At 68.7% G+C, this 23,488-nt stretch carries 20 protein-coding genes; 12 read left to right on the forward strand and 8 right to left on the reverse strand.

Translation table 11 applies throughout. The features are described from left to right. Window position 1: 1 nt before the first annotated feature. The gene (locus ACLJRM_RS20480) at window positions 2–859 is read right to left on the reverse strand and encodes a peptidylprolyl isomerase (RefSeq protein WP_101607370.1); all 858 of its coding nucleotides are present in this window, start codon (window positions 857–859) and stop codon (window positions 2–4) included. Between the two features lie 156 nt (window positions 860–1,015). Between ACLJRM_RS20480 and ACLJRM_RS20485 the strand changes: the two genes are divergently transcribed. Together ACLJRM_RS20485 and ACLJRM_RS20490 are read left to right on the forward strand one after the other, a co-directional pair. Beyond that, window positions 1,016–1,624, forward strand: coding sequence for an MBL fold metallo-hydrolase (locus ACLJRM_RS20485; RefSeq protein WP_410663977.1), 609 nt, complete (start codon window positions 1,016–1,018; stop codon window positions 1,622–1,624). Beyond that, window positions 1,624–2,280, forward strand: coding sequence for a hypothetical protein (locus tag ACLJRM_RS20490; protein WP_101607372.1), 657 nt, complete (start codon window positions 1,624–1,626; stop codon window positions 2,278–2,280). The genes ACLJRM_RS20485 and ACLJRM_RS20490 overlap by 1 nt, the downstream gene beginning before the upstream one ends. Window positions 2,281–2,301: 21 nt before the next feature. Here the strand turns inward: ACLJRM_RS20490 and ACLJRM_RS20495 are convergent, their stop codons facing one another. Then, a complete protein-coding gene (locus ACLJRM_RS20495) occupies window positions 2,302–3,726 on the reverse strand; it encodes a YibE/F family protein (RefSeq protein ID WP_410663978.1) in 1,425 nt (474 codons plus the stop codon). A 41-nt stretch (window positions 3,727–3,767) separates the two neighbouring features. After that, on the reverse strand, window positions 3,768–4,745 hold the full coding sequence (locus tag ACLJRM_RS20500) for a GlxA family transcriptional regulator (protein ID WP_410600863.1): 978 nt from the start codon (window positions 4,743–4,745) through the stop codon (window positions 3,768–3,770). A 99-nt stretch (window positions 4,746–4,844) separates the two neighbouring features. Between ACLJRM_RS20500 and ACLJRM_RS20505 the strand changes: the two genes are divergently transcribed. Beyond that, complete coding sequence (locus tag ACLJRM_RS20505; protein WP_410663979.1) at window positions 4,845–5,555, forward strand: DJ-1/PfpI family protein; 711 nt, start codon at window positions 4,845–4,847, stop codon at window positions 5,553–5,555. 86 nt (window positions 5,556–5,641) lie between these two features. Beyond that, complete coding sequence (locus ACLJRM_RS20510) at window positions 5,642–8,608, forward strand: BTAD domain-containing putative transcriptional regulator (RefSeq protein WP_410663980.1); 2,967 nt, start codon at window positions 5,642–5,644, stop codon at window positions 8,606–8,608. A gap of 171 nt (window positions 8,609–8,779) precedes the next feature. Here the strand turns inward: ACLJRM_RS20510 and ACLJRM_RS20515 are convergent, their stop codons facing one another. Beyond that, the gene (locus ACLJRM_RS20515; protein ID WP_101607377.1) at window positions 8,780–9,892 is read right to left on the reverse strand and encodes an erythromycin esterase family protein; all 1,113 of its coding nucleotides are present in this window, start codon (window positions 9,890–9,892) and stop codon (window positions 8,780–8,782) included. Between the two features lie 456 nt (window positions 9,893–10,348). Between ACLJRM_RS20515 and ACLJRM_RS20520 the strand changes: the two genes are divergently transcribed. From ACLJRM_RS20520 to ACLJRM_RS20530, 3 genes are all read left to right on the forward strand, one after another. Further along, window positions 10,349–11,206 (forward strand): helix-turn-helix domain-containing protein, encoded by an 858-nt coding sequence (locus ACLJRM_RS20520; protein ID WP_101607378.1) that lies wholly within the window; start codon window positions 10,349–10,351, stop codon window positions 11,204–11,206. 67 nt (window positions 11,207–11,273) lie between these two features. Next, complete coding sequence (locus ACLJRM_RS20525) at window positions 11,274–12,785, forward strand: CHAD domain-containing protein (protein WP_410663981.1); 1,512 nt, start codon at window positions 11,274–11,276, stop codon at window positions 12,783–12,785. Window positions 12,786–12,859: 74 nt separating this feature from the next. Next, window positions 12,860–13,213: an STAS domain-containing protein gene (locus tag ACLJRM_RS20530; RefSeq protein ID WP_410663982.1), complete on the forward strand. Its 354-nt coding sequence runs from the start codon at window positions 12,860–12,862 to the stop codon at window positions 13,211–13,213. On the opposite strand, the gene ACLJRM_RS20535 is transcribed toward ACLJRM_RS20530, so the two are convergent. From ACLJRM_RS20535 to ACLJRM_RS20550, 4 genes are all read right to left on the reverse strand, one after another. Then, window positions 13,210–14,661 (reverse strand): DNA polymerase ligase N-terminal domain-containing protein, encoded by a 1,452-nt coding sequence (locus ACLJRM_RS20535; protein WP_410663983.1) that lies wholly within the window; start codon window positions 14,659–14,661, stop codon window positions 13,210–13,212. The genes ACLJRM_RS20530 and ACLJRM_RS20535 overlap by 4 nt on opposite strands. 127 nt (window positions 14,662–14,788) lie before the next feature. Beyond that, window positions 14,789–16,810, reverse strand: coding sequence for an ABC transporter ATP-binding protein (locus ACLJRM_RS20540; protein WP_410663984.1), 2,022 nt, complete (start codon window positions 16,808–16,810; stop codon window positions 14,789–14,791). Then, on the reverse strand, window positions 16,810–18,543 hold the full coding sequence (locus ACLJRM_RS20545; protein WP_410600870.1) for an ABC transporter ATP-binding protein: 1,734 nt from the start codon (window positions 18,541–18,543) through the stop codon (window positions 16,810–16,812). Before ACLJRM_RS20545 ends, ACLJRM_RS20540 begins: the two co-directional genes overlap by 1 nt. Before the next feature lie 30 nt (window positions 18,544–18,573). Next, window positions 18,574–19,221 (reverse strand): TetR/AcrR family transcriptional regulator, encoded by a 648-nt coding sequence (locus tag ACLJRM_RS20550; protein WP_168214304.1) that lies wholly within the window; start codon window positions 19,219–19,221, stop codon window positions 18,574–18,576. Between the two features lie 273 nt (window positions 19,222–19,494). On the opposite strand from ACLJRM_RS20550, the gene ACLJRM_RS20555 reads away from it, so the two are divergent. Genes ACLJRM_RS20555 through ACLJRM_RS20575 form a run of 5 tightly spaced genes read left to right on the forward strand, consistent with a single transcriptional unit; the run spans window position 19,495 to window position 23,397 of the window. Continuing rightward, entirely contained in the window at window positions 19,495–20,724 is a 1,230-nt protein-coding gene (locus ACLJRM_RS20555) for a sensor histidine kinase (RefSeq protein ID WP_410663985.1), read from the forward strand. Then, on the forward strand, window positions 20,721–21,155 hold the full coding sequence (locus ACLJRM_RS20560; RefSeq protein WP_005159022.1) for a roadblock/LC7 domain-containing protein: 435 nt from the start codon (window positions 20,721–20,723) through the stop codon (window positions 21,153–21,155). Before ACLJRM_RS20555 ends, ACLJRM_RS20560 begins: the two co-directional genes overlap by 4 nt. 19 nt (window positions 21,156–21,174) lie before the next feature. Beyond that, the gene (locus tag ACLJRM_RS20565) at window positions 21,175–21,558 is read left to right on the forward strand and encodes a DUF742 domain-containing protein (RefSeq protein ID WP_101607385.1); all 384 of its coding nucleotides are present in this window, start codon (window positions 21,175–21,177) and stop codon (window positions 21,556–21,558) included. Next, window positions 21,533–22,147, forward strand: coding sequence for a GTP-binding protein (locus tag ACLJRM_RS20570; RefSeq protein WP_101607386.1), 615 nt, complete (start codon window positions 21,533–21,535; stop codon window positions 22,145–22,147). Before ACLJRM_RS20565 ends, ACLJRM_RS20570 begins: the two co-directional genes overlap by 26 nt. A 23-nt stretch (window positions 22,148–22,170) precedes the next feature. Beyond that, the gene (locus tag ACLJRM_RS20575) at window positions 22,171–23,397 is read left to right on the forward strand and encodes a styrene monooxygenase/indole monooxygenase family protein (RefSeq protein ID WP_101613150.1); all 1,227 of its coding nucleotides are present in this window, start codon (window positions 22,171–22,173) and stop codon (window positions 23,395–23,397) included. The last annotated feature ends 91 nt before the right edge of the window (window positions 23,398–23,488 follow it).

Here is a 23,488-nt window from a genome sequence, read left to right on the forward strand (position 1 = left end):
GTCAGGGGCTGACCGTGACGCCGGTGAACTTGACCTCGGTGTTGGGCGGGCCGGTGCCGTCGCCGTTGCCGGCCTGGGCATTGGCTCCCGCCTTGGCGACCTTGTCGAGCACCTTCAGGCCGTCGTCGGTGATGCTGCCGAAGACCGAGTACTCCGCGGGCAGTTCGGCTTCGCCGTAGACCATGAAGAACTGGCTGCCGCCGGAGTTCGGCTGCTGCGTCTTCGCCATCGCGAGGATGCCGCGGCCGTACTTGATCTCGGGGAACGCCTCGTCCGGCATCGTGTAGCCCGGACCGCCCATGCCGCTGGCCTCGGGGTCACCGCACTGCAGCATCTGCAGGCCGGTGGTGCCGAGCCGGTGGCACTTGGTGTCGTTGAAGTAGCCCTGCTGCGAGAGGCTGATGAAGCTCTGCACGGCACACGGGGCGAGCGCCCGGTCCAGGCTCAGCGGGATGTCGCCCGCGGTGCTCTTCAGCACGACGTTGACGGTCCCGTTCGAAGAGACGCCCTTGCCTTCCGGCTTGTTCACCTTCTTCGAGGCCTGCTTGGCGGCGTCGTCCTTGAAGTCGCAGGCCACCGGGTTCGCCAGCGGCGTCGCCCGCTTGGGCAGCGGCGCGCGTTCCGTGGGGATGGTGACCTCGGGGGTCGGAGGAGCCGAGCTCGGGGAAGCGTCGGAGGCGGCGTCGTCACCACTGTTACTGCTGACGATCCACCAAACCGCGCCCGCCACGATCGCGACGACGCCGACGACCGCCACCGAGCCGACGATCTTGCGTCGCTTGGCCTTTTCGGCCCGATGCACGATCTGTCGCTCGAGCTTGCGCTTCGCGGCTTCGCGGCGCTGCTGGTTGGTCGGCACCCGCCCTCCCGGTTTCCACTCGATGTCACACGTCTGAGGTAGCGGAAGTCTATGGGCACAGCCTGTGAGACCCCCGTACAGGGGCCGCTAGGCTTACTTGATCGTGATCAGGGCCATCCTGTCACCTGTTCGGCGGAAGATCTGAGGAGGCGTTTCGTGCTGGTTGTCGGTTTTCCGGCAGGCCCCCTCGAAGCCAACTGCTATCTGCTCGCCGCGGACGGCGGCGAGGAGTGCGTGATCGTCGATCCCGGCGAGGACGTCGTCGAGCGGCTCGAGGCCGCGCTCGCCGAACACGGCTTGACGCCGGTCGCGATGCTCGCCACCCACGGCCACCCGGACCACGTCGCCTCGGCGGCCGTGATCGGCGCGCGCCACGGGATACCTCTTCACCTGGACGAGGCGGACCGGCCACTCCTGGTCTCGGACGCCGGGGAACGGAAGGACGGGATCGTGCCACTCGTCGATGGCCCGCTCAGGCTGGCCGGGCTGGAGATCTCGGTGTCCCGCACACCGGGGCACACCGCCGGTTCGGTGATCTTCGGGCTGACCTCCGCCGAGGGCGGCCGGATCGTGCTCACCGGGGACAGCCTGTTCGCCGGTTCGATCGGCCGGTCCTCCGGCGACGGCGGCGAACTCGTGCGCTCCCTCGGCGCCAAGGTGATGACGCTGCCCGACGACACCGTCGTCCTGCCGGGCCACGGCCCGGCCACCACGATCGGCCAGGAACGCGCGGGCAACCCGTTCCTGGCGGGGACGGGCGTGTGATGGCCGAGCCGACCGGTACGCCGGAAACCCCCGAGCGGCTGCCGCTGTTCCACGACGATCCCAAGCTCCGCCGCAGGCGTGGCTGCTCCGGTATCGCGGGCGTCGTGATCTTCGCGGCCGCGTTCGGCGGGATCGCCGGGCTGATCGGCGGTGAGATCGCCGGGCTCGTCGTCGCCGCGGTGATCGCGCTGCCGCTGCTCTACGTCATGTTCTACAACCTGCGGCGCCGCGTCTGGCTCGAAGGCGAAACGCTCATCGTGCGGACCTGGGGCTTCCGACGGATCGATCTGACCGCGGCCGAGCGCATCGACCTGGTGATCAGTGACGTGCGCGGCACCCGCACGGTCAGCCTGCTGGTCAACGCGGGCAAACGCCGCAAGGTGGCGAAGGTCGACTTAGCCGTCTACTCGGGTGCGGGCGGCCGTGAACTCGGCATCCTGCAACTGCGCAAGCTGGCCAACGCGCTGCTGAACAACACCGAGGCGAACGGCCTGGTGTTCTCGGAACTGCTGGTGGCACAGCTGAAGTCGGAGGCTCGCGGGGACGCGGCCGCGGAACGGCCGCTGTACCGGCTGGCTTCGGCGGCGCCCGCCGGGAAGTACATCCAGCGGTTCACGATGGAAGCGGTCAGCCGGTTCGTGGCGACGCTGGACTGAGTCACGGAGTCCCGCCGCGTGTCATGAAAGGGGCTCTTGAGGCTCCCGCGAGGCGATCAGCGCGGCCAGCACCGTCGTGACCGGCACCGCCGCGACGATGCCGACGCTCCCGGCCAGCGTCCGCACGATCTCCTGCGCGATGTCTTCCGCGCCGAGGATCGAACCGAGGCCGACACCCGAAAGCGACGTGTACAGCAGCACCGGCAACGCCGCGCCCGCGTACGCCATCACGAGGGTGTTGACCGCCGAACCGACGTGGTCGCGCCCGATCCGCAGGCCCGCGCCGTAGAGCTCACGCCAGCCGAGCGACGGGTTCGCCCGCCGCAGTTCCCATACGGCGCTCGTCTGCGTCACCGTGACGTCGTCCAGCACACCGAGCGCGCCGATCACGACACCGGCCAGCAGCAGCCCTCGCGCGTCGATCCCGTGCCCGAGCGAGCCGATCAGCTGCGAGGTGCTGTCGTCCAGCCCGGTCAGCGACGCCGCGGCCGAGAAGATCGCCGAAAGGACGCCGATCAGGACCAGGCTCACCAAGGTGCCCAGTACCGCCACCGAGGTTCTCGCGGACAGCCCGTGGGTCAGGTACAGCGCGATGAACATGATCGCGCCCGCGCCCGCGATCGCCACCAGCAGCGGGCTCTCCCCGGCGAGGATCGACGGCAGCACGAACAGCGCGAGGATCAGGAAGCTCAGCCCGAGCGCGATCAGCGCGGCGAGACCCTGCCAGCGGCCCAGCACGATCACCGCGAGCGCGAACAGCCCGGCGAGCAGCAGTAGCGGCATCCCGCGCTGGAAGTCGACGATCTGGAACGACGCGGGGTCCGCGACGTCGCCGCCGTTGTAGGACAGCACCACCTTGTCGCCCGCGGCGAACCGCGGCGTGCTCGGCTCGATCGGAAGGGTCAGCTTCAGCGGCTTTCCGACGGCGGGACCGTCGGTCATCGTCAGTGCGCTGGTGAGGCACGGTTTCGCGTCCGGCGGCGGCTCGCCGACCTGGACCTGGCCTTCGGCGAGGCACGGCCCGGTGATCGTCGTGGAGATCGTGGCGTTCACCGGAGTTCCCTGGGGGAACACGCTTTTGGCCGGATCCTTGCCCCACGGGTAGAGCAGGACCATCCCGGCGACGGTCGCGACGGCGAGCGGGATCAGGAGCCACATCAACAGCTTCCGGACACGGTGCGACGCGGGCGCCGCCGGTCCGTGGCCGTGCGAGTGCCCGTGACCGGCCGGTTTCGGCTCGGGCTTCGGTTCCGGCTCGGGCTCGGCGGCGCGACGTCTGCCCGGTTCGGCCTGCCGCGGCCGCTGAGCGGGGGGACGCGCGCGCCTGGTGCCCTCGGGCGGGGTCCGGCGCGGCGTACGGGACGTTCCGTGCGAGCGATCGGACGGAGTGTCCGTAACCCGGCGAATCGGGCCGGTGTCGTCGTCGGAGATGTCGCGGCGGTTCACCCGCACATCCTCCACAGCCCCGATCGCGGCCCGCATTCGGCCTAGCCGAAGGACTGCCTCAGATGGACGCGGCGATAAGCGGACGGCGGTGTGTCGAAGTGGTCGAGGAAGGCCTGGCGAAGGGTTTCGGTCGAGCCGAAACCGCATCGCCGCGCGATCGAGGTCAGCGGGAGTTCGGTGCCGCACAACAGTTTCGCCGCGTTCTCGGTCCTCGCCGCCCGGACGTACCTGCTGGGCGTAGTGCTCAGGTGCGCGTCGAACAGCCTGGTCAGCTGCCGGGTGCTGATGCCCGCCCGTTCGGCGAGCACGGTGGTGCCGAGATCGCCGGCGAGATGTTCGGCGACGTACGCGGTGATGTCGCGGACCAGCCGGTTCTCCGGCGGCGGCCCGGACAGGAACATGCTCACCTGCGCCTGGTTGCCCGGCCGCTGCAGGTAGGTGACCAGCATGCGGGCGGTCTCCCTGGCGAGGCTGGGGCCGTGGTCCTCCTCGACGAACGCGAGGGTGAGGTCGATACCGCTGGTGACGCCCGCCGCCGTGTAGACGTTGCCGTCGCGCACGTACAGCGGCACCGGGTCCACGTTCACCTGCGGGTAGTTCGTCGCGAGCCGGTTCGCGAACCGCCAGTGGGTGGTCGCGCGGCGCCCGTTGAGCAGCCCGCACGCGGCGAGCACGGTGGCGCCGGTGCACACCGAGGCGACGCGGCGGCTGTGCTGCGCGAGCCTGCGGATGTGGGAGACGATCCTCGGGTCCGCGGCGGCGGTCTCGTGCCCGGTGCCGCCCGCGACGATCAGCGTGTCCAGCTCGCCGGTCACCTGGTCGAGCCGATGCTGCGCCTGCAAGGTCAACCCGGACTCGCAACGGATGCCGCGGCCGTCGACGCTGGCGAGCATGATCTCGTACCCGGGTTTCCCGCCGAGTTTGGACGCGACGTCCAGCACGTCCGCCGGACCGGCGATGTCGAGCATCTCGGCATTGCTGTAGCCGACGATCAACACTCGTCTGGGTGAACCCGGCATGATCGAACGCTAGCAGTACCGCCCGGCCGTCGGACGTAGTTCGCAGGAATCCGGACATCCGGCTCACCGCGGCCGCAGACCTGCGACACCGTTGTCCCCATGACAGAGGACAAGAAGACCATCGCGTTCGTGGTGTACCCGGGGATGACCCCGCTCGACATGGTCGGGCCGCTGACCGTGCTGGACGGCATGGCGAGCACGGCGCAGGAGTACCGGACGGTCGTGGTCGGCGCGACGAAGGAGCCGATCACCACCGACAACCCGCTGAGGCTCGCGGCGAGTCACACCTTCGACGAGGTCCCGTCGCCGTACGCGCTGCTCGTGCCCGGCGGCGCCGAACCGACGCTGAAGGCGCTCGCCGACGAGCAGCTGATCGAGTACCTGCGGCACGCCGGGGCGAACGCGGAACTCGTGACGTCGGTGTGCACGGGATCGCTCCTGCTGGGGCAGGCCGGTCTGCTGAAGGGCCGCCGGGCCACGACGCACTGGATGTTCCGCGAACTGCTGCGCGCGTTCGGGGCGGAGCCCGTCGCCGAGCGCTGGGTCGAGGACGGGAACGTGATCACCGCCGCCGGGGTGTCGGCGGGGATCGACCTCGCGCTGCACCTGGTCGAGCGGCTCGTCGGCGCCGAGATCGCGCGGACGATCCAGTTCGTCATCGAGTACGACCCGAAGCCGCCGCAGGGTCCGCTCGATTGGTCGAAGCGGCCGTACGGAGACCTCAAGCCGCTGCTGGACCACTCGGTGAACGAGGCACTCGCCGACGAGCCCGCGTTGCGGGACCGGCTGCTCGCTCACACCGGCGGGTAAGGGGGACGGCCATCCGGGTGAGAAGCGGTAACCCTGGGGCGGTGCCGGGTTAGATTCTGCTCATCCGTCCAGGTGAAAGGTGGTTCGTGGAGTTCAAGGTGCTCGGCCCGCTCCGGGCCTCGGTCCCGTTGCCGTCGGCGGCGCAGCCCCGCCGGGTGCTCGCGGTGCTTTTGGCCAGGCCGGACGAGTTCGTCCACCGGGACACCCTCGTGGACGAACTCTGGCCCGAGGGACCGCCGTCGAGCGCCGCCGCGGTCGTGCAGATGGCGGTTTCCAAGCTCCGCAAGGCGTTGTCGCCCGGCTTGCCGGTGGACGACGCCCGGCAGCGGCTGTGGTCCGGCAGGGGCGGCTACCGGCTCGCGGTATCGGAAGGGGAACTGGACGCCACCGCCTTCTCCGCGCTGACCGCGGCCGCCGCGACGGCGACCGACACCGAGCGCAGGGCTCTGCTCGAACGGGCGCTGGGGTTGTGGCGCGGCCGGGCATTCGCCGACGTCCCGGCCGGCCCGCTCGTGGAGGCACACGTCCTGTGGCTCGAAGACCAGCGGTTTTCGGCACTGGGCAAGCTGGTCGAGCTGGAGCTCGCGGCCGGTGACCACAAGGCGGTCGCCGACCGGCTGGGCCCCGAACTGGCCGCCCGGCCGGGCGACGAACGCCTCGCCGGGTGGCTGGCCGAGGCGCTCCACGGGCTCGGGCGGCGGGACTCCGCGCTGGCCGTCCTCGACCGATGCCGCCACGCGCTTTGGGAACACGCCGGGATCTCACCGGGGGAGGACCTGCTCGAGGTCCACCGCCGCATCGCCGGAACCGGCTGGTCGGCCGGCGGCTCGCCGTGCCGTCTTCCGCCCGCGACGCCGGATTTCACCGGCAGGGCCGGGGAACTGACGGAGGTGGGACGTGCGCTGAGAGGTCCCGCGCCCGTCGTGCTGCACGGCGCGGCGGGAACGGGGAAGAGCGCGCTGGCCGTCCAGGCCGCTTGGCGGGTACGCAAGCGGTTCCCGGACGGTCAGCTCGTCGCCGACCTGCGTGAACCCGGCGACGTACTCGCCGGATTCCTCCGCGCGCTCGGCTTCGCGGAATCGGAACTCCCCGCCGACCGGGACGGGCTGGTCTCGTTGTGGCGGAGCCATACCGCGGACAAGCGGCTGTTGGTGATCCTGGAGAACTGCCGGTCCGAGGCCGAGGTGCGGCCCTTGCTGCCGAACGGCTCCGGCTGCGCGACGATCGTCACGACGCGGCGACGGCTGGCCGGGCTCGTCGGCGCCAAACCGGTCGAGGTCGGCCCGCTGTCCGCCGCGGATTCGCTGACCCTGCTCGGCGCGATCGCCGGGGAGGACCGGCTGTCCGCCGAAACCGACGCCGTCCGCCGGGTGCTGGCCTGCTGCGACGGGCTCGCGCTGGCTGTCCGGGCGGCCGGTGTGAAGCTGCTGCAACGGCCGAGACTGAGCATCGCGGAGTTCGCGACGCGACTGGAGAACGAGCGGTTGCGGCTCAACGAACTGGCCGCCGGTGACCTCGCCGTCCGCCCGGTCCTCGCCGATGCCCTCGCCGAGCTTTCACCGCGGCAGCGAAATTCGTTGCGGCTCCTCGGTTTCCCGGGTGCTGCAGACATCGCCGACTGGTTCGCGACGGCCCTGCTGGGCTGTTCACCCCGCGAGGCGGCCGAACTGCTCGACGAACTGGTGGACGATCACCTGCTCCACGTCGAGCAGGATCGGTCCGGCTTCCTCCGGTACCGGCTGCCCGGACTGGTCCGTCTCGCGCTCCGCGAACCCCCGGCGCCCGGTGCTCTCAAACGCGCGCTGACGGTCACGGCGGCTTTGGCCGAACACGCTTCCGCCGCGCTCGACGCCGAGTACCCGCCCGCTCGCCGGGCGGATGTCCCGGCGGCGGTTTCGGACCGCGTCGCCGCCGATCCGATCGGCTGGCGCGCGACGGAAACCGCGAACCTCGCACTCGCCGTCCGAACCGCGAAGAACCACGGCTGGACCGAGTTGACCGCGCGGCTGGCCGAGGCCTACAGCGACCTCGTCGGTCCCAGGAACGGCGGTTCGCCCGCGCTTGTCGGGTTCGACATCGTCCGCGATCGCGTCGATCTCCCGGCGGAGGCGGAGAAACTGCTGAAGCTCGGCCACTCTCATGCCGATTCGGGGGATCTGGCGCGGGCGAGGACGTGTTTCGCGTTGGCAGAGGGCCGATTCCGCTCCTCGGGCGATCAACGGGGGACCGGTGCCGCGCTCGTCGCACTCGCCGACGTCGACGCGGACTCCGGCCGGACCCGATCGGCGGTCGAAGCGCTGCGGGAGGCGCTGGACCTGTTGCGGGACTGTGGTGACCTCGCCGGGCAGGCGATGGCGTCGGCCCAGTTCGGCTCGCTCTGGGACGACCTCGGCGACTTCCGGCGGGCGACGGAATGCTTCGACGCGAGCCTGCTGCTTTCACTCCATTGCGAGGACGGGCAGCAGCACGACAGATCCGCCAAGCGGTATGCCGACGTCCTGCGACGGCACGGCCGCGTGGACGAGGCAGGCGAACTGCTGACGAGTGCTCTGATCGGCACCCGGAGTTCGCGTGAACGCCATTGGGAGGCGCACGTCCTTCGCAGCTTCGGCGATCTCCACGCGAGAGCGGGAGACCCGGAGGAGAGCGAACGATGCCTATCGCGGTCACTGGAGCTGTTCGAGCATGTCGGGCACCGGCACGCCGCCGCGTACACGCATCGGAGTTTCGGCGAATCCCTGCGCCTTGCGGGCGAGCACGTCCGGGCCGCGGAGCACCTGGGACTCGCCATGACCACGTTCCGCGAACTCGGTGACCGCCGGGGAGGCGGATACGCCTTGCTCAGCTTCGGGCGTCTCCGCGCGGACGAAGGTGTCGCGACCGAAGCCGCCGAGGGGCTCCGCACGGCGGCGGGGCTGTTCCGGGAGCTGGGATTCCCGGTGTGGGAATTGCGCGCGCTCAAAGACCTTTCCGCCGTCGACAGTGACGGACGGCAGCGGGATCGTGCTCGTGAAGCTTTGACGAAGATCGGATTCGGAGCGGGCCGGGGCTAGTCCCGCGTGGGATCGCGGGCGGTGGCGTTTGGCGAACTTATGGGGACGGCGTGTTGACTCCTGCTCGGTTGAGAGACTTCGCGCCGTCCCGGAATCGTGGAACTGGGGGTGACGGCGCGTGCTCGTGGCCGGGTGACGCCTTCCGAGGGCAGGAGGCGTCACCCGGTTCGACTAGGCCACGACGTGCAGGATCGCCTCCGCGTCGTCGAGGATCGCTTGGTCGAGCGGGAAGTAGCCCTGCCGCGGAACGGGATCGGTCCGGACGCGGGCGGGCGGGATCTCGGAGGCGGGGAGCAGACCCCAGGCCGTGGTGACGTGCTTCTGCAGGAACCCTTCGTAGGTATCGGCCTCGGGCTCCTGAAGCGCGATGGCATCGCTTCGGCCGAGGCTCGTCGCGACGAAGGCGTAGCGATCGCCGAGCAGCGGTGCCACCAGCGCGCCCGCGGGGAACCAGTGGGTCTCCGTCCCGGCCACCCGCATCGTGCTCGGCTGGCGCCGTAGGTGGAGATTGTGGGCGAAGACCAGCGTCCGGCCGCGATCGGCTTCGGCGGCCCGGATGTCCAGCAGATTTCGCGCCATGATGGCGTCCCTGACGGCGCTCAGGGGTGCGTAGCGTTCTTGCGGCTCAAGAGGTTCGGCGCATTGCCGGTGGTAGCGCAGCAGATCGATGCCCGCCATGAGGTGGATCTCCGCCCTCGCCCACGCTTCCGTGACCGGCTTGCGGGATCGGAGCGCGGCGTGCAACTCGGCCGCGATCGCGCGGAGCCGGTAGGCGTCGGCCGTGGCACCGACGGAGGAAGCCGCGTCGAGGACCGCCTCCGTGCGGCCCCAGCGTTCGTCGTCACCGGCCGGGCCCGCGATGTCCACGTCGCTGCCCAGGAAGTCGCGGGCGTATTCGAGATAGCGCCGAGGGCTGGGCGCGGAGGTGTTCTCGGTCTGGGTGTCGAAGCCGTGGAACGAAAGGCGCTCTTCGGGCGGGCGATTCTCGTTGTACTCGCGCATCCACGCGATCAGCCGCCGGTTCGCGTCCAGGGCGCCGAAGGTGTGCGTGAAGCCTTCGCTCATCGCGATGTCGAGGGTGCCGGTGCCGTCCCGGACGAAGTCGTTCGCGACGAGCGCGGCCACACGATCGGTTTCGAGGGCGATCGAGCGAAAGCCGCGATCGACCAGCTGGGCGAACAGCTCGTTGCGGACCTCCGCGAAGACCGGGGTCGCGTGCGTCGGTTCGCCCAGGCCGAGCAGGTCGCACGAGGGGGTCACGAAGTCTCGGATGTCTTGACTCATGAGGTTCAAGCGTATCGTTGATACACCGATTGAAGCTTTGGGTGACGTGGGCTGGAGTGGAGGCGCGAAAGCTTCAAAGCGGTGTCAGGGGTGACCTGGGTCTCGTGAGTGGTAAGGGCGGTTCTGGGACCCGTATTTGCCTACCTGCGCGTGACCAGGGCGAAGGTGAAGTGTCAGCGGCGGCGCGGTCGAGCGTGAAGGAATCGAGACGTCGAGCGTCACGGACCGCCGATCGGAGTGGTGCCCCTCGCCCGGCTCCGCAACATTTCCACTTCCGAATAACTCGACCCCATTCCTTTCTTCCGCTATAAAGTTAAAGAACCCTTCGCGAGCGAAGCTGCTTCGCTCGCGAAGCAGCGCTTCGCAGGAATGCGCGAGCGCAAGTTATCAGCAGTTGAGGTGAATTACCGCGTGGCAATCACTGCGCGGCCGGAGTTCGGCCCTACTTTGGCCCGCATGGTTGAGAAGGATTCGACGGCGCGGACCCGGGAACTGGGCCACCGCATGAAGGCGTTCAGGCAGCGCGGGCACTTCAGCGGAGCCGACGTCAGCCGCCGTAACGGCTGGTTGCAGAGCAAGGTCACGAGGTGGGAACAGGGGCTGCGCGAGCTGTCCGTGGTGGACGCGGCGCTGTATCTCGCGACCTGCGGCGAGGCGGAGCCCGAGCGTGACCTGCTGCTGGAACTGACGCAGCCGGGCAGCGACCTGTACTGGGTACGACCGTACTTCGACGAACTCGTCGATCCGATGAAATCCCTGGCTATCCAAGAGAATCTCGCACATACGGTGGTGCGCTACGAGTCGTTGACGCTCCCCGGGCTGCTGCAGACCGAACAGTACGCCCGCACCACCTACGAACTGATCGGCAACCGCGGCCAGGCCCAGCTGGACCAGGTCGTGAACGCCCGGATGGAGCGGCAGAAGCTGCTGCGGCGGGATCGTCCGCCCCAGTGCCGGTTCTACGTCCACGAGCGCGCGCTGCGGTCGGTCATCGGCGGGCCGCGGATCATGCACGAGCAACTGCTCCACCTCGTCCTGTCGGCGAACCTGCCCTATTGCTCCATTCGCATCGTCCCCGAAAGCAACGAAGTGAGCAGAACAATCGAGAGTTCCTTCACCATCATGGAATTCACGGAACATCCGGCGGTGGTGTACACGGATTCCTATGCGGCCGGAGTGTTCATCGACGACCGGGTGGCGGTCGAGGCGTACTATTCGCTCGTCGCGCGTCTGGAAAGCGATACCCTGACCGCGGAGAGGTCGCGCCAAATGCTCGCCGAGTGGGCGGACCGGTACGACCGGATGGACGAATGACCCGATCGGGGTTTCCCGCCGCCTCTTCGCGGGGTAATCCTTCCTGGTAGCCGAAGAGGAGGAGTTCGTGGTGACGAAGACGCAGGACGGCGCCCCGGTGGCCGAGGCGGAGATCGAGCGGAAGTACGACCTGGCGGCCGACAAGCCCATCCCGCCGCTGGTCCCGGCCGGTCCCGTGACGAACCAGGCCGATCCGAGGATCGACGTCCTCGATGCCACGTACTTCGACACCGCCGACTTCCGGCTCGCGCAGGCGGGCATCACGCTGCGGCGGAGGCTCGGCGGGAGCGACGAGGGCTGGCATCTCAAGCTCCCGGTCAGCGAGGACAGGCGTGAGGAACTCCGCCTCCCGCTGTCGGGCAAGCCGGACAAGGTGCCCGGCGCGCTGGCGAGACTGGTCCGCGCGCGCACTCTCGGCGCCAAACTCGTCCAGGCCGCGCACCTGCGCACCGAACGGACTTCGTACGCCCTCCTCGACGCGGAGGGCCGTGAGGTCGCGACGCTGACCGACGACGTCGTCACCGGCGAGGCGGGCGGAGAGAAGGCGCACCTAGACCGCTGGCGGGAGATCGAGATCGAACTTTCGCCCGGGACCGATCCCGACGTGCTCGACAGCCTGGATCGGGCCGTCGTGAACGCGGGCGCGAAGCGGTCGAGGTGGCCGTCGAAGCTCCGGCGGCTGACGGACGAGCTCGTGCCGTCGGCCGCGGGCGCGTCCGGTTCGGTACTGGCGGACTACTTCGCGGAGCAGCTGGACGCGCTGCGCCGCAACGACATCGGGGTTCGCCGGGACGTCGAGGACTCGGTGCACCAGATGCGGGTCGCCGCCAGGCGGCTGCGGAGTGCGCTGAAGACGTTCCGGCGTTCGCTCGACGCCGACGTCGCGAACGGGCTGGCCACCGAGCTGCGGTGGCTCGGTGGCGAACTCGGGCCGGCGAGGGACAACGAGGTGATGGAGGAGCGGCTGCACGAGGAAGTCAAGGCGCTTCCGTCCGAGTTGGTACTCGGCAACGTCGGGCAGCTGATGACGCGGCACTTCTCGCGCGAGGCCGAAGAGGCCAAGGCCCGGGCCATCCGGGCGCTCGACAGCAAGCGGTACACGGATCTGTTGCGGGCGCTGGAAAAGCTCGTCGCCAAGCCCAAGAAGATCAAGGACGGCAAGAAAGAGCTGCGCAAGGCGGTCGCTCGTTCGGACCGGAAGCTGCGCGACGCGGTCGCGGTCGCGGCGGCCTTGCGGCCCGGTCTGGAGCAGGACGCCGCGTTGCACGAGGTGCGCAAGAAGGCCAAGCGCGCCCGGTACGCCGCGGAGACGGTCCAGCCGGTGACAGGCAAGAAGCTTCGAAAATGGCGAAAGAACGTCAAGGCGGTGCAGACCACTCTCGGTGTCCATCACGACGTCGTGGTCACCCGGGAGGTCTTGCGGCTTCTCGGCCTCCGCGCCTACGCCGAGAGTGAAAACGCTTTCACTTACGGCCTCCTGCATGGTCGTTCGGTCGCGACGGCCGAGGCCGCGCACCGGCGTTTCGCCGGAGAATGGCAAACGGTGCGTAAAGGTTCCCGCCCGAATTGGCTTCGATGAGGTACCAGGGTTGACCTCTCGCCGCCGCTGAGTACCGTCAGTGGGAACTTGGTGGTCTGGAGAGAGGCGCCCCCATGTTGCCTGGCCAGCGCGTACCCGGCGAACCGCAGCCCCTGGCCGTGACCACCACCCGCCGCAAGGACGGCGTCGTCATCCTCACCGCGGTGGGGGAGATCGACGCGGCCACCGTCGGCCGGTTCCGCGTCGAACTCAGCGGTGCTTGCGTCACGGAAAAGCACGTGATCCTCGACCTTTCCGGCGTTGGTTTCCTCAGTTGCGCCGGATTGCACGCGCTGGAAGAGGCCAATGCCGCGTCGCGGCGGCTCTCGGTGATCGTGAAGACCGCCTTGGTGTCGCGGATTCTGGACGTCAGCGGGGTCGGAGCCGACCTCGACGTCCGGTGGGACGTCGAGGACGTCCGTATCTAGCCGTCGAGTTCGACCTCGTCGGCGGCGACGTCCGGCAGCAGGCCACGCCAGCGCGGATTGCGCAGGCAGCCCCCGTCGGTCCAGCCGCCGAAGACGACCTCGCCGACGATGGTCGGCCGCGACCAATGCGCGTCCCGCGCCTGTTTCTCCGGTACGGAGCGAAACGGGGATGTCTTGCGCTCCAAGCGGAACAGCCGCTGTGACAGCTCCTCCAGCTCGTCGCCCGCGAAGCCGACACCGACGTTCCCGATGTACCGCAGGCCATCCTCGTGCGGGACGCCGAGCAGCAGCGAACTGAACGTGCCCGCCCGGCTGCCGCCACCCGGCCGCCAGCCGCCCAGTACCACCTGCTGGACCCTGGCGCCGGTGATGGAAAGCCATTCCCCGGTCCGCCTTCCCGGGTGGTACGCGGAGTCGGCGCGTTTCGCGATGACGCCGGCGAGCCCGTGTTCGCGGGCGGCCCGTGCGACCGCGCCACCGTCGCCGCGGTAATAACGGGGGACCTGCCAATGCGGTCCGGCGAGACCGAGTCCATCGAGTAGTTCTCGACGTTCGACATAGGGCGACTCGACACAGGAACGGCCGTCCAGATGCAGGAGGTCGTTCACCAGGTAGAACGCCGGAAACCGGGGGACGAGCCGTTTCGCGGAGCTCTTCGTGGCCCGCGCGCGGTGCCCGAGCCCGTCCGGGCTCGGCTTCCCGCCGTCGAAGACGACGATTTCCCCGTCGAGAAAAGCATCGGCGGCACCGAGTTGCTCGCCCAGCCCGCGGAACTCGGGGTACAGCCCGGTGATGTCGTCGCCCGAATCGTCGTAGGCGGTGATCCGGCCGCCGGACACCCGGATCAGGGTGCGGCGCCCCGACCAGTCGAATTCGTAGGCCCATTCCGCGTCTTCGCCGGTCGAGGGAAGGCGCCCCGGTTTGGTCAGCATCGGAGCGAGGAACGGAGGCAGTTCCGTGCGGCCGGGATCGGCCGGATCGAGTCGTTTGAGCAGCCAGCCGCGGTCGTTCCCGTCCTTCTTCACGTTCAGGAACAGGTATTTCCCGCGCGCCCGTTTCCCGTGGAAGACGATCTCGACCTTGTGGTCGTTGAAGTGCAGCGTTTCGTACCGGCCGGTGTCCCAGATCGTCATGGTGCCGCCGCCGTATTCACCGGCCGGAATCTCGCCTTCGAAGGTGAGATAGTCCATCGGGTGGTCTTCGGTGTGCACGGCGAGGCGTTCGAGATCCGGTGACATCGGCAGGCCTTTCGGCACCGCCCAGGAGACCAGCACCCCGTCCCGTTCCAGCCGGACGTCCCAGTGCAGGCTGCTCGCGTGGTGTTCCTGGATGACGAAGAGATCGTTCGCCCCCGCCGGGGTTCCGCCGTCCCCGTCGCGTTCCGGAATGGGTTCGGGAGTCCGTCCCGGTTTGCGCTTACGGCGGTATTCGCCGAGTTTCTCCGCCATGGTCGGCCAGCGCACCCCTCTCCGGATCCGTTCACGCAAGCCTAGCGCCGTTCACGGTCCGGACGGGTGACGAAGGCCCCTTTTCCTCCGATGAAAGCAGGAAAAGGGGCCTTCGATTCACCGCGGTTCAGTCGGTCTCGGCCAGCGCCTCCGCGAACTGGGCCGCGTAGAGCCGCGAGTACGCACCACCGGTGAGCAGCAGCGTTTCGTGATCGCCCTGCTCGACGATCGAGCCGTTCTCCATCACGAGGATGACGTCCGCGTCGCGGATGGTGGAAAGCCGGTGCGCGATGACGAAACTCGTCCGCCCCTCGCGCAGCGAATTCATCGCCCGCTGGATCAGCACCTCGGTCCGGGTGTCGACCGAACTGGTGGCCTCGTCGAGGATGAGGATCGCGGGTTTCGCCAGGAACGCCCGCGCGACGGTGATCAGCTGTTTCTCGCCGGCGCTGACCGTGCCGCCCTCGTCGTCGATCACCGTTTCGTAGCCCTCCGGGAGGGTACGGACGAACCGGTCGACGTGGGTCGCCTTGGCCGCCGCGACGATCTCCTCCTGCGTGGCGCCCGCGGAACCGTAGGCGATGTTCTCCGCGATCGTGCCGCCGAACAGCCACGCGTCCTGCAGCACCATGCCGGTCTTGGACCGCAGGTCCTCGCGGTCCATCTCGGCGATGTCGACACCGTCGAGGGTGATCCGGCCGCCGTCGAGTTCGTAGAACCGCATGAGCAGGTTGACCAGGGTGGTCTTCCCCGCGCCGGTCGGGCCGACGATGGCGACGGTGTGCCCCGGCTCGACGGTGAGCGACAGGTCTTCGATGAGCGGGGTGTCCGGGGTGTACCGGAACGACACGTGCTCGAACTCGACCTGTCCGCGCACCTCGCCCACCCGCGCGGGTTCGGCGGGCTCGGGCTCCTGCTCGTCCGCGTCGAGCAACGCGAAGACCCGCTCCGCGGACGCGATCCCGGACTGCAGCAGGTTCGCCATGCTGGCGATCTGGGTGACCGGCTGGCTGAACTGCCGTGAATACTGGATGAACGCCTGGACGTCGCCGAGCGACAGCGTCCCGGAAGCCACCCGCAGCGCGCCGATCACGGCCACCAGCACGTAGCTCAGGTTGCCGATGAACATCATCGCGGGCTGGATGGTGCCCGAGATGAACTGCGCCCGGAAGCTCGCGCCGTAGAGCGTGTCGTTGTGCTCGCGGAAGACCTCCTCGGCCTCCTCACGGCGGCCGAACACCTTGACCAGCGAGTGCCCGGTGTACATCTCCTCGATATGCGCGTTGAGCCGCCCGGTGGTGGACCACTGCTTGATGAACTGCGGCTGCGCCTTCTTGCCGATCTTCGCCGCGACGATCACCGAGGCGGGCACCGAGAGCAGTGCGACCAGCGCCAGCAGCGGCGAGATGACGAACATCATCGCGAGCACGCCGACCACCATCAGCAGCGAAGACACGATCTGCGCGAGCGTCTGCTGCAGCGATTGCGCGAGGTTGTCGATGTCGTTGGTGGCCCGGCTCAGCACCTCACCACGCGGCTGGCGGTCGAAGTAACTCAGCGGGAGCTTGGCGAACTTCTCCTCGATCTTCTCCCGCAGTTCGAACACCGCGCGCTGGACCAGGTTCGTGGTCAGCCTCGCCTGCAGAAGCGCGAAGAACGACGCCACGATGTAGAGCAGCAGCACCCACATCAGGACCTGGCCGACGGCGTCGATGTCGATGCGCTGGCCAGGCACGAAGTCGATCGCCGAGAACATGTCGGCGAGCGTGTTGTCGCCCTTCGCCCGCAGTCCGGCGATGACCTCTTCCTTGCTCACCCCTGCGGGCATGTCCTTCGCGACGACCCCCGCGAAGATGAGGTCCGTCGCCATGCCGAGGATCTTCGGGCCGATGACGCTCAGCGCGACGCTGGCGACACCGAACGCCAAGATGCCGTACAACACGGCGCGTTGCGGCTGCAGCAGCCGCAACAGCCGTTTCAGGGATCCCTTGAAGTCCAGTGCCTTCTCGACGGACGGTCCGCCCATGAAGGCGGCGGGACCGCGGCCGAAGCCGCCACCGCCGGGCCCGGGGCCTCGTGCCGCACTCGCGCGCTCGCCCGCGGGTTTCGCCGGGGTACTCGATTCTGTGGTGGATTCGGGCGCGCTCATCAGGCGGCCTCCTGCTCGGTCAGCTGGGACAGCACGATCTCCCGGTAGGTTTCGTTGCTCTCCATGAGTTCGGTATGGGTGCCGTTGCCGACGACGCGGCCCTCGTCGATGACGACGATGCGGTCGGCGTGGCGGATCGTGCTGACCCGCTGCGCGACGATGACCACGGTCGCCTCGGCGGTCTCGGCCACCAGCGCCCGCCGCAGCGCGGCGTCGGTCGCGTAGTCGAGCGCGGAGAAGGAGTCGTCGAACAGGTAGATCTCGGGGCGCCGCACCAGCATCCGCGCGATCGCGAGCCGCTGCCGCTGGCCGCCCGAGACGTTGGTCCCGCCCTGGGCGATGGGGGAGTCCAGTCCCTCGGGCATCCGCTCGACGAAGTCCTTGCCCTGCGCCACTTCCAGCGCGTGCCACAGTTCCTCGTCGGTGGCGTCGGACTTGCCGTACCGGAGGTTGCTCGCGACCGTCCCGGCGAACAGGTACGGCTTCTGCGGCACCAGCCCGACGGCGTCGGACAGCACGGTCGGATCCAGTTCCCGGACGTCCACGCCGTCGACGAGCACCGAGCCGTCGGTGGCGTCCATCAGCCGGGGGATCAGGTTGAGCAGCGTGGTCTTTCCGCTGCCCGTGCTGCCGATGATCGCGGTCGTCTCACCGGGCCTGGCCAGCAGCGAGATCTCCTGCAGCACCGGCTTTTCCGCACCGGGGTAGCGGAACTCCACATCGGACAGTTCCAGCCGCCCGTGCACCTCACCGGGGCTGACCGGGTTCGCCGGCAGGACGACGCTTGTGTGCGTGTCGAGCACTTCGGTGATGCGCTCGGCGCTGACTTCGGCGCGCGGCACCATCATGAACATGAAGGTGGCCATCATGACCGCCATCAGGATCTGCATGAGGTAGGACAGGAACGCGGTCAGCGCGCCGATCTGCATGCTGCCGTCGTCGATGCGCAACCCGCCGAACCACAGCACGGCGACGCTGGAGGCGTTCATCACGAGCATGACGATGGGGAACATCAGCGCCATGAGTCTGCCGACGATCAGGGAGACGTCGAGCAGTTCGGTGTTCGCCTTGGTGAACCGCCGCCGCTCGTGGGTGTCCTTGACGAAGGCCCTGATCACGCGGATGCCCATGATCTGCTCGCGCAGGATCTGGTTGATCTTGTCGATCCGCTCCTGCATCAGCCGGAACGCGGGCCGCATCCTCGCGATGATGATCCCGACCGAGACGCCGAGGATCGGCACGACGACCACCAGCAGCCACGAGAGCGTGACGTCCTGGTTGAGCGCCATGATGATGCCGCCGAAGCACATGATCGGCGCGGACACCATCAGCGTGAACGCCATCAACGTCAGCATCTGCACCTGCTGGACGTCGTTGGTGGTGCGGGTGATCAGCGACGGCGTCCCGAACTGGCCGACCTCGCGGGCGGAGAAGTCCTGGACCCGGTGGAAGATCGCGCCGCGGACGTCGCGGCCGACGGCCATGGCGGTGCGGGCGCCGTAGTAGACGGCGCCGATGGAGCAGGCGATCTGCACCAGCGACACCAGCAGCATCACGCCGCCGACGCCGAGGATGTAGTCGATGTCGCCCTTGACCACGCCGTCGTCGATGATGTCGGCGTTCAGCGTGGGCAGGTAGAGCCCGGCGAGGGTCTGGACGAACTGCAGCAGCACGATCAGCCACAGGTCTCGCCGGTAGGGGCGCAGGTGAGTGCGCAACAACTTCGTCAGCACAACGGTTTCTCCCCAGTGGTGGGTAGGGTGTTACTGCTTCTTCGGTTTCTTCACCGGTTCGGGTCCGGTGAGTGACGGGACACCCGCGGCCGCCTCGCGCAGAAGGACGTCGAGCGTTTCCAGGAACGGTCCGGACCCCTCGTTGACCAGCCAGCTGAAGAACGCCGTCTTCACCGCGGACTCCACGATCGCCGCCATGAGCCGCGAGTTCAACGCGTTTTCCGCGCTCGCGCCCGCACGTTCGAGGATGGCGTCGGCCAGCACCTGTTCGACCTTGGCGTGCGCCTTGAGGAACTCGCCCTGCATCGACGGGTGCAGGAGCAGCGACCGTGCCAGCTCCACTGAACCGCGATCCGGTTCTCCCAGCTTGCTGTAGGCCTCCAGCGTCGCGGCGCCGACCGCTTCCCACAAGGACTCTCCCGAAGGCCGCTCGCGCAGCGCCTCCCGCAGGAGTTCCTGCCGTTCGACGATGAACGAGCAGATCGCCTCTTCCTTGCTGGAGAAGTAGTTGTTGAACGTGCGCGGTGACACCCCCACGGCGCCGGCGATGTCCTCGACGCGAACCTGCTCGACGCCCTTCTCCATGGCGAGCTTGAGCGCTGCCTCGCTCATCGCGCGCCGGGCGGCGCGCTTCTTGCGTTCGCGCAGTCCGAGAGGGGCGGCCGAGTCGGTGGTCACGACGGCAAGGGTAGGCAAAAGTTGCGGGGCACGCAAATTTATGCGCACTCCGCACTTTTCGGACACCACCCTGGGTGAGAGACCGGGAAATTGAGCCGAATGGCCTAGTGCGCACCGCTCACCAGCCGCAACGCTTTCGTTACCACGTCACTGCCAGCGGTTGAACGGAAACCGGTTGTGGACACCGATTGTTCCGTCTGCTTGCATGTCGGACGTTGTCACTGGGGAGTTGCAGACGAGTCCGGGTACGCGAAGAGAAAGAAGTGGAAGCACATGGTGACGCGGGCTCGAGGCTTGCTTGACCGCTCACGGGTTCTTCTGGACCGCTCCCGGGTCGCCGCGGCTCAGTTCCTCGCCGCGCCGCCCCGACACGCCCCCTCCGGGGCACCCGCCGCCGAACCGGTGGTGGAACAGCGGCCGGCCGTGGAAGCGCCGGACGCCGGCGCGCTCGCCGGTGTCTGCTCCAATGTCGCGTTGCGCGACCTCAATCTGCTCGACCAGCTGCTCGCGCAGCTGGAGACGATGGAGGCGGGGGAGGAGAACTCCGACCGCCTCGCCGAGCTCTACCGGCTCGACCACCTGGCGACCCGCCTGCGGCGCAACGCCGAGAACCTGCGCGTGCTCGCCGGCCGGGACGCCGACGACACGGCGGCCGGGATCTCGTCCGTGCTGGACGTGATGCGGGCTGCGATGTCGTCGATCGACCACTACTCGCGGATCACCATCGGCCGCGTCGTTTCGCTCGGCGTCGTCGGCTTCGCCGCCGAAGACGTCAGCCGGATCCTCGCGGAACTGTTCGACAACGCGGCGAACCAGTCGTCGCCGAGTTCGCCGGTCAGCGTCAGCGCGCACCTCACCGAACAGGGGAGCGTGCTGATCCGCATCGAGGACGAAGGCATCGGCATGCCGCCGGAACGCCTCGCGGTGCTGAACGAACGCCTCGCCGCCGGTGCCGTGCTCGACGACGATTCGGTGCGGCACATGGGACTCGCGGTCGTCGGCAGGCTCGCCGACCGGCACGAGATCACCGTCAAGCTCGACCGCCGCACCCCGCACGGCACGGTCGCCACCGTGCTGCTGCCGGTGCCGGTGGTCTCGGAACTGGCCGAGAAGCAGTGGTCCGGTTCGCAGACGGTGGTCCTGCCGCAGACCAGGATCACCAACGGAACACACGTGGGAAGCCCCGCCGCGACGACGTCCACGCTGCCGAGGCGGCGCCCGGCCGCGCCGACGACGTCGGAACCGGAACGCAAGCCCAGCCCGCGTCCGCGCGCGGCCTTCCCGCCGCCCACCGACGGCGGGACCACGGCGAGCGGCCTGCCGCGCCGGGTTTCCCGCAGTATCAGGACTTTGCCCGACGAACCGGCCCCGCCGACCACCCCGCCCGTCGACGCGGCGGACGGGCACTCGGCGCTGCTGGCCGACCTCGATGCCTTCTCCGACGGCGAGCGCGCCGCCCTCGACGACCGGCACGAGCGCGAGACCGGAGGAAACACCCAGTGACCGCCCAGGACGCGACCACGGATTTCACGTGGCTGCTCGACGACTTCGTGCGCAAGGTGCATGGTGCGAGCCACGCGCTGATCATGTCCGTCGACGGTTTCCCTTTGACCGCTTCGGAATCGGTGTCCAGTGACGACGCGGAGCAGCTCGCCGCCATCGCGAGCGGCCTGCTCAGCCTCGCGGGCAACAGCGCCGCGCTGTTCGGCAAGGGCAACTGCGAGCAGATCATCATCCGGCTCACCCGCGGGTACTTCCTGTTCATGGGGATCGGCGCCGAGGCGGGGCTCGCCGTGCTCACCGAACCCGACTGCGACATGAAGGTCGTCGCCTACGAGATGACCCAGTTCATCACCAACGCCGGCCACGCCCTCACTCCCGAGGTGCGAGCGGGACTCCGGCAGGTCCTGACCGCCCGACGGCCGCAGGCCTGAGAATCCGGAGAAGGAAGGGATGACCGTGTCCAGCGACCAAGCTCCGGACCGGCCGGTCAAGATGCGCAGCCGCAGAATCCGGCCGTACGCGCTGACCGGCGGCCGCACCAAGAGCAGCCATCTGCTGCTGGTGGAGACCCTGATCTCGGTCCCGCGCTACGACCCGGCGCTGTCCGAAGCGCTGATGCCCGAATCGCGCTCGCTGTACGAGCGCGCCCGCGAACGCTCGTCGATCGCCGAGCTTTCGGTGGGACTGGACCTGCCACTGGGCGTGGTCCGCGTGCTCATCGGCGACCTCGCCACCCAGGGCGCCGTCTTCGTGCACCCGACGGCCCACGCCTACAACCACGATACGAACGTGCTCGAGAGGATCCTCGATGGACTCAAGCGCCTCCCGGTCTGACGCCGACCTCTTGGCGATCTCCGCCAAGATCGTCGTCGCCGGTGGATTCGGCGTGGGCAAGACGACGTTCGTCGGCGCCGTCTCCGAGGTCCCGCCCCTGAGCAACGAGGCTTGGATGACCGAGGCGGGCGCCGGGGTCGACGAGCTCGTGCCGCCCGGAACCAAATCCACCACCACGGTCGCGATGGACTTCGGCCGGATCACCCTCCGCGAAGACCTGCTCCTGTACCTGTTCGGCACCCCCGGCCAGGCCCGGTTCTGGTTCCTCTGGGACGACCTCTCGCGCGGCGCGCTCGGCGCCGTCGTGCTGGTCGACACCAGCCGGATCGACCAGTCGTTCGCGGCGATCAACTACTTCGAGAACGACTCCGACCTGCCGTTCATCGTCGCGGTCAACCAGTTCGAGGGGATGCCGGTGCACGACCTCGAAGAGGTTCGCGACGCCCTCGCGCTGTCCCCGGACATCCCGCTGGTCACCTGCGACGCCCGCGATCCGAAGTCCACGGTCGCGACCCTGCAGGAACTCGTGACGCACACGTTGTCCCTCGCGGTGGTCTCCGGGCCGGGCCGCGAGTTCGCACTCAGCTGACGGTTCTGGGAGGAATGTCGAGGATGCGCAAGGTTCTGATCGTCGGTGCCGGGCAGTCGGGGTTGCAACTCGCCTTGAGCCTGCTGGACCACGACTACGACGTCACGGTGATGTCGGCGAGGACGCCGGACGAGATCCGGTCCGGCAAGGTGATGTCGACCCAGTGCATGTTCCACTCCGCCCTGCAGCACGAGCGGGACCACAAGCTGAACCTGTGGGAGGACGAGACCGTCCGGGTCGAAGGACTCGGCGTGTCCATCGCCGGACCGGATTCCAGCCGGGTGCTGGACTGGTTCGCCCCGTTGGAGCACTACGCGCAGTCGGTGGACCAGCGGGTGAAGATGGCCGCCTGGCTGGAGCTGGTGGAGGACCGCGGCGGCAAGGTCGTCATCCACGGCGTCACCACCTCGGACCTGGCGCCGCTGGCGAAGCTGTACGACCTCGTCGTCATCGCGGCGGGCAAGGGCGAGCTGGTCCAGCTGTTCGACCGGATCCCGGAGCGGTCGCCGTACACGGAGCCCCAGCGCGCTCTTTCGCTGGCTTACGTGCACGGTCTGGAGCCCCGGCCGGAGCATCCGGACAAGGCGGCGGTGCGCTTCAACATCATCCCGGGCGTCGGCGAGCTGTTCATGATCCCCGCGTACACGCTGAGCGGGAACTGCGACATCCTGTTCTTCGAGGGCGTCCCCGGCGGCCCGCTCGACTGCTGGGGCGACCGGCCGTCGCCACAGCAGCATCTCGACCGGATCCTTTCGCTGATGAAGCAGTTCCTCCCGTGGGAGTACGAGCGCTCGCGCAACGCCGTGCTGACCGACGAGAAGTCGACGCTGGCGGGCGGGTACACCCCGGTCGTGCGGAACGCGGTCGGCAAGCTGCCCTCGGGCACCGTGGTGCTCGGCATGGCCGACGTCGTGGTGGCCAACGACCCGATCACCGGTCAGGGCTCCAACAACGCGAGCCACTGCGCGGCGTCCTATCTGGACTCGATCCTCGATCGCGGGGACAAGCCGTTCGACGAGGAGTGGATGACCGCGTCGTTCGAGAAGTACTGGGAGTACGCCCAGCACGTGACGACCTGGACCAACGCGATGCTGCAGCCGCCGCCCCCGCACGTGCTCCAGATCATCGGCGCGGCGGGGGAGAACCCCGCCGTGGCGAAGCGATTCGCGGACGGGTTCTCCGATCCGACCGACTTCCAGCACTGGTTCTTCGATCCGGCGAAGGCGGAGAAGTACCTGGCCGAAGCGTGATTCCGGGACCGCGGTAGTCCCGCGATCGGGTTGGCGGGACTGTCGCGGTGCGCCGTTTCGGGCTACCGTTGTTACCGAGCGTGAGTACGGT

Source organism: Amycolatopsis sp. lyj-84, assembly GCF_046549075.1.
Taxonomy (GTDB): domain Bacteria; phylum Actinomycetota; class Actinomycetes; order Mycobacteriales; family Pseudonocardiaceae; genus Amycolatopsis.

Bases quoted from the DNA above. Each gene is read 5' to 3' on its own strand.
- ACLJRM_RS20490 (WP_101607372.1), top strand. From the start codon at position 1,624: ATGGCCGAGCCGACCGGTACGCCGGAAACCCCCGAGCGGCTGCCGCTG.
- ACLJRM_RS20500 (WP_410600863.1), bottom strand. From the start codon at position 4,745: ATGCCGGGTTCACCCAGACGAGTGTTGATCGTCGGCTACAGCAATGCC.
- ACLJRM_RS20505 (WP_410663979.1), top strand. From the start codon at position 4,845: ATGACAGAGGACAAGAAGACCATCGCGTTCGTGGTGTACCCGGGGATG.
- ACLJRM_RS20515 (WP_101607377.1), bottom strand. From the start codon at position 9,892: ATGAGTCAAGACATCCGAGACTTCGTGACCCCCTCGTGCGACCTGCTC.
- ACLJRM_RS20520 (WP_101607378.1), top strand. From the start codon at position 10,349: ATGGTTGAGAAGGATTCGACGGCGCGGACCCGGGAACTGGGCCACCGC.
- ACLJRM_RS20530 (WP_410663982.1), top strand. From the start codon at position 12,860: ATGTTGCCTGGCCAGCGCGTACCCGGCGAACCGCAGCCCCTGGCCGTG.
- ACLJRM_RS20535 (WP_410663983.1), bottom strand. From the start codon at position 14,661: ATGGCGGAGAAACTCGGCGAATACCGCCGTAAGCGCAAACCGGGACGG.
- ACLJRM_RS20540 (WP_410663984.1), bottom strand. From the start codon at position 16,810: ATGAGCGCGCCCGAATCCACCACAGAATCGAGTACCCCGGCGAAACCC.
- ACLJRM_RS20555 (WP_410663985.1), top strand. From the start codon at position 19,495: ATGGTGACGCGGGCTCGAGGCTTGCTTGACCGCTCACGGGTTCTTCTG.
- ACLJRM_RS20565 (WP_101607385.1), top strand. From the start codon at position 21,175: ATGACCGTGTCCAGCGACCAAGCTCCGGACCGGCCGGTCAAGATGCGC.
- ACLJRM_RS20570 (WP_101607386.1), top strand. From the start codon at position 21,533: ATGGACTCAAGCGCCTCCCGGTCTGACGCCGACCTCTTGGCGATCTCC.
- ACLJRM_RS20575 (WP_101613150.1), top strand. From the start codon at position 22,171: ATGCGCAAGGTTCTGATCGTCGGTGCCGGGCAGTCGGGGTTGCAACTC.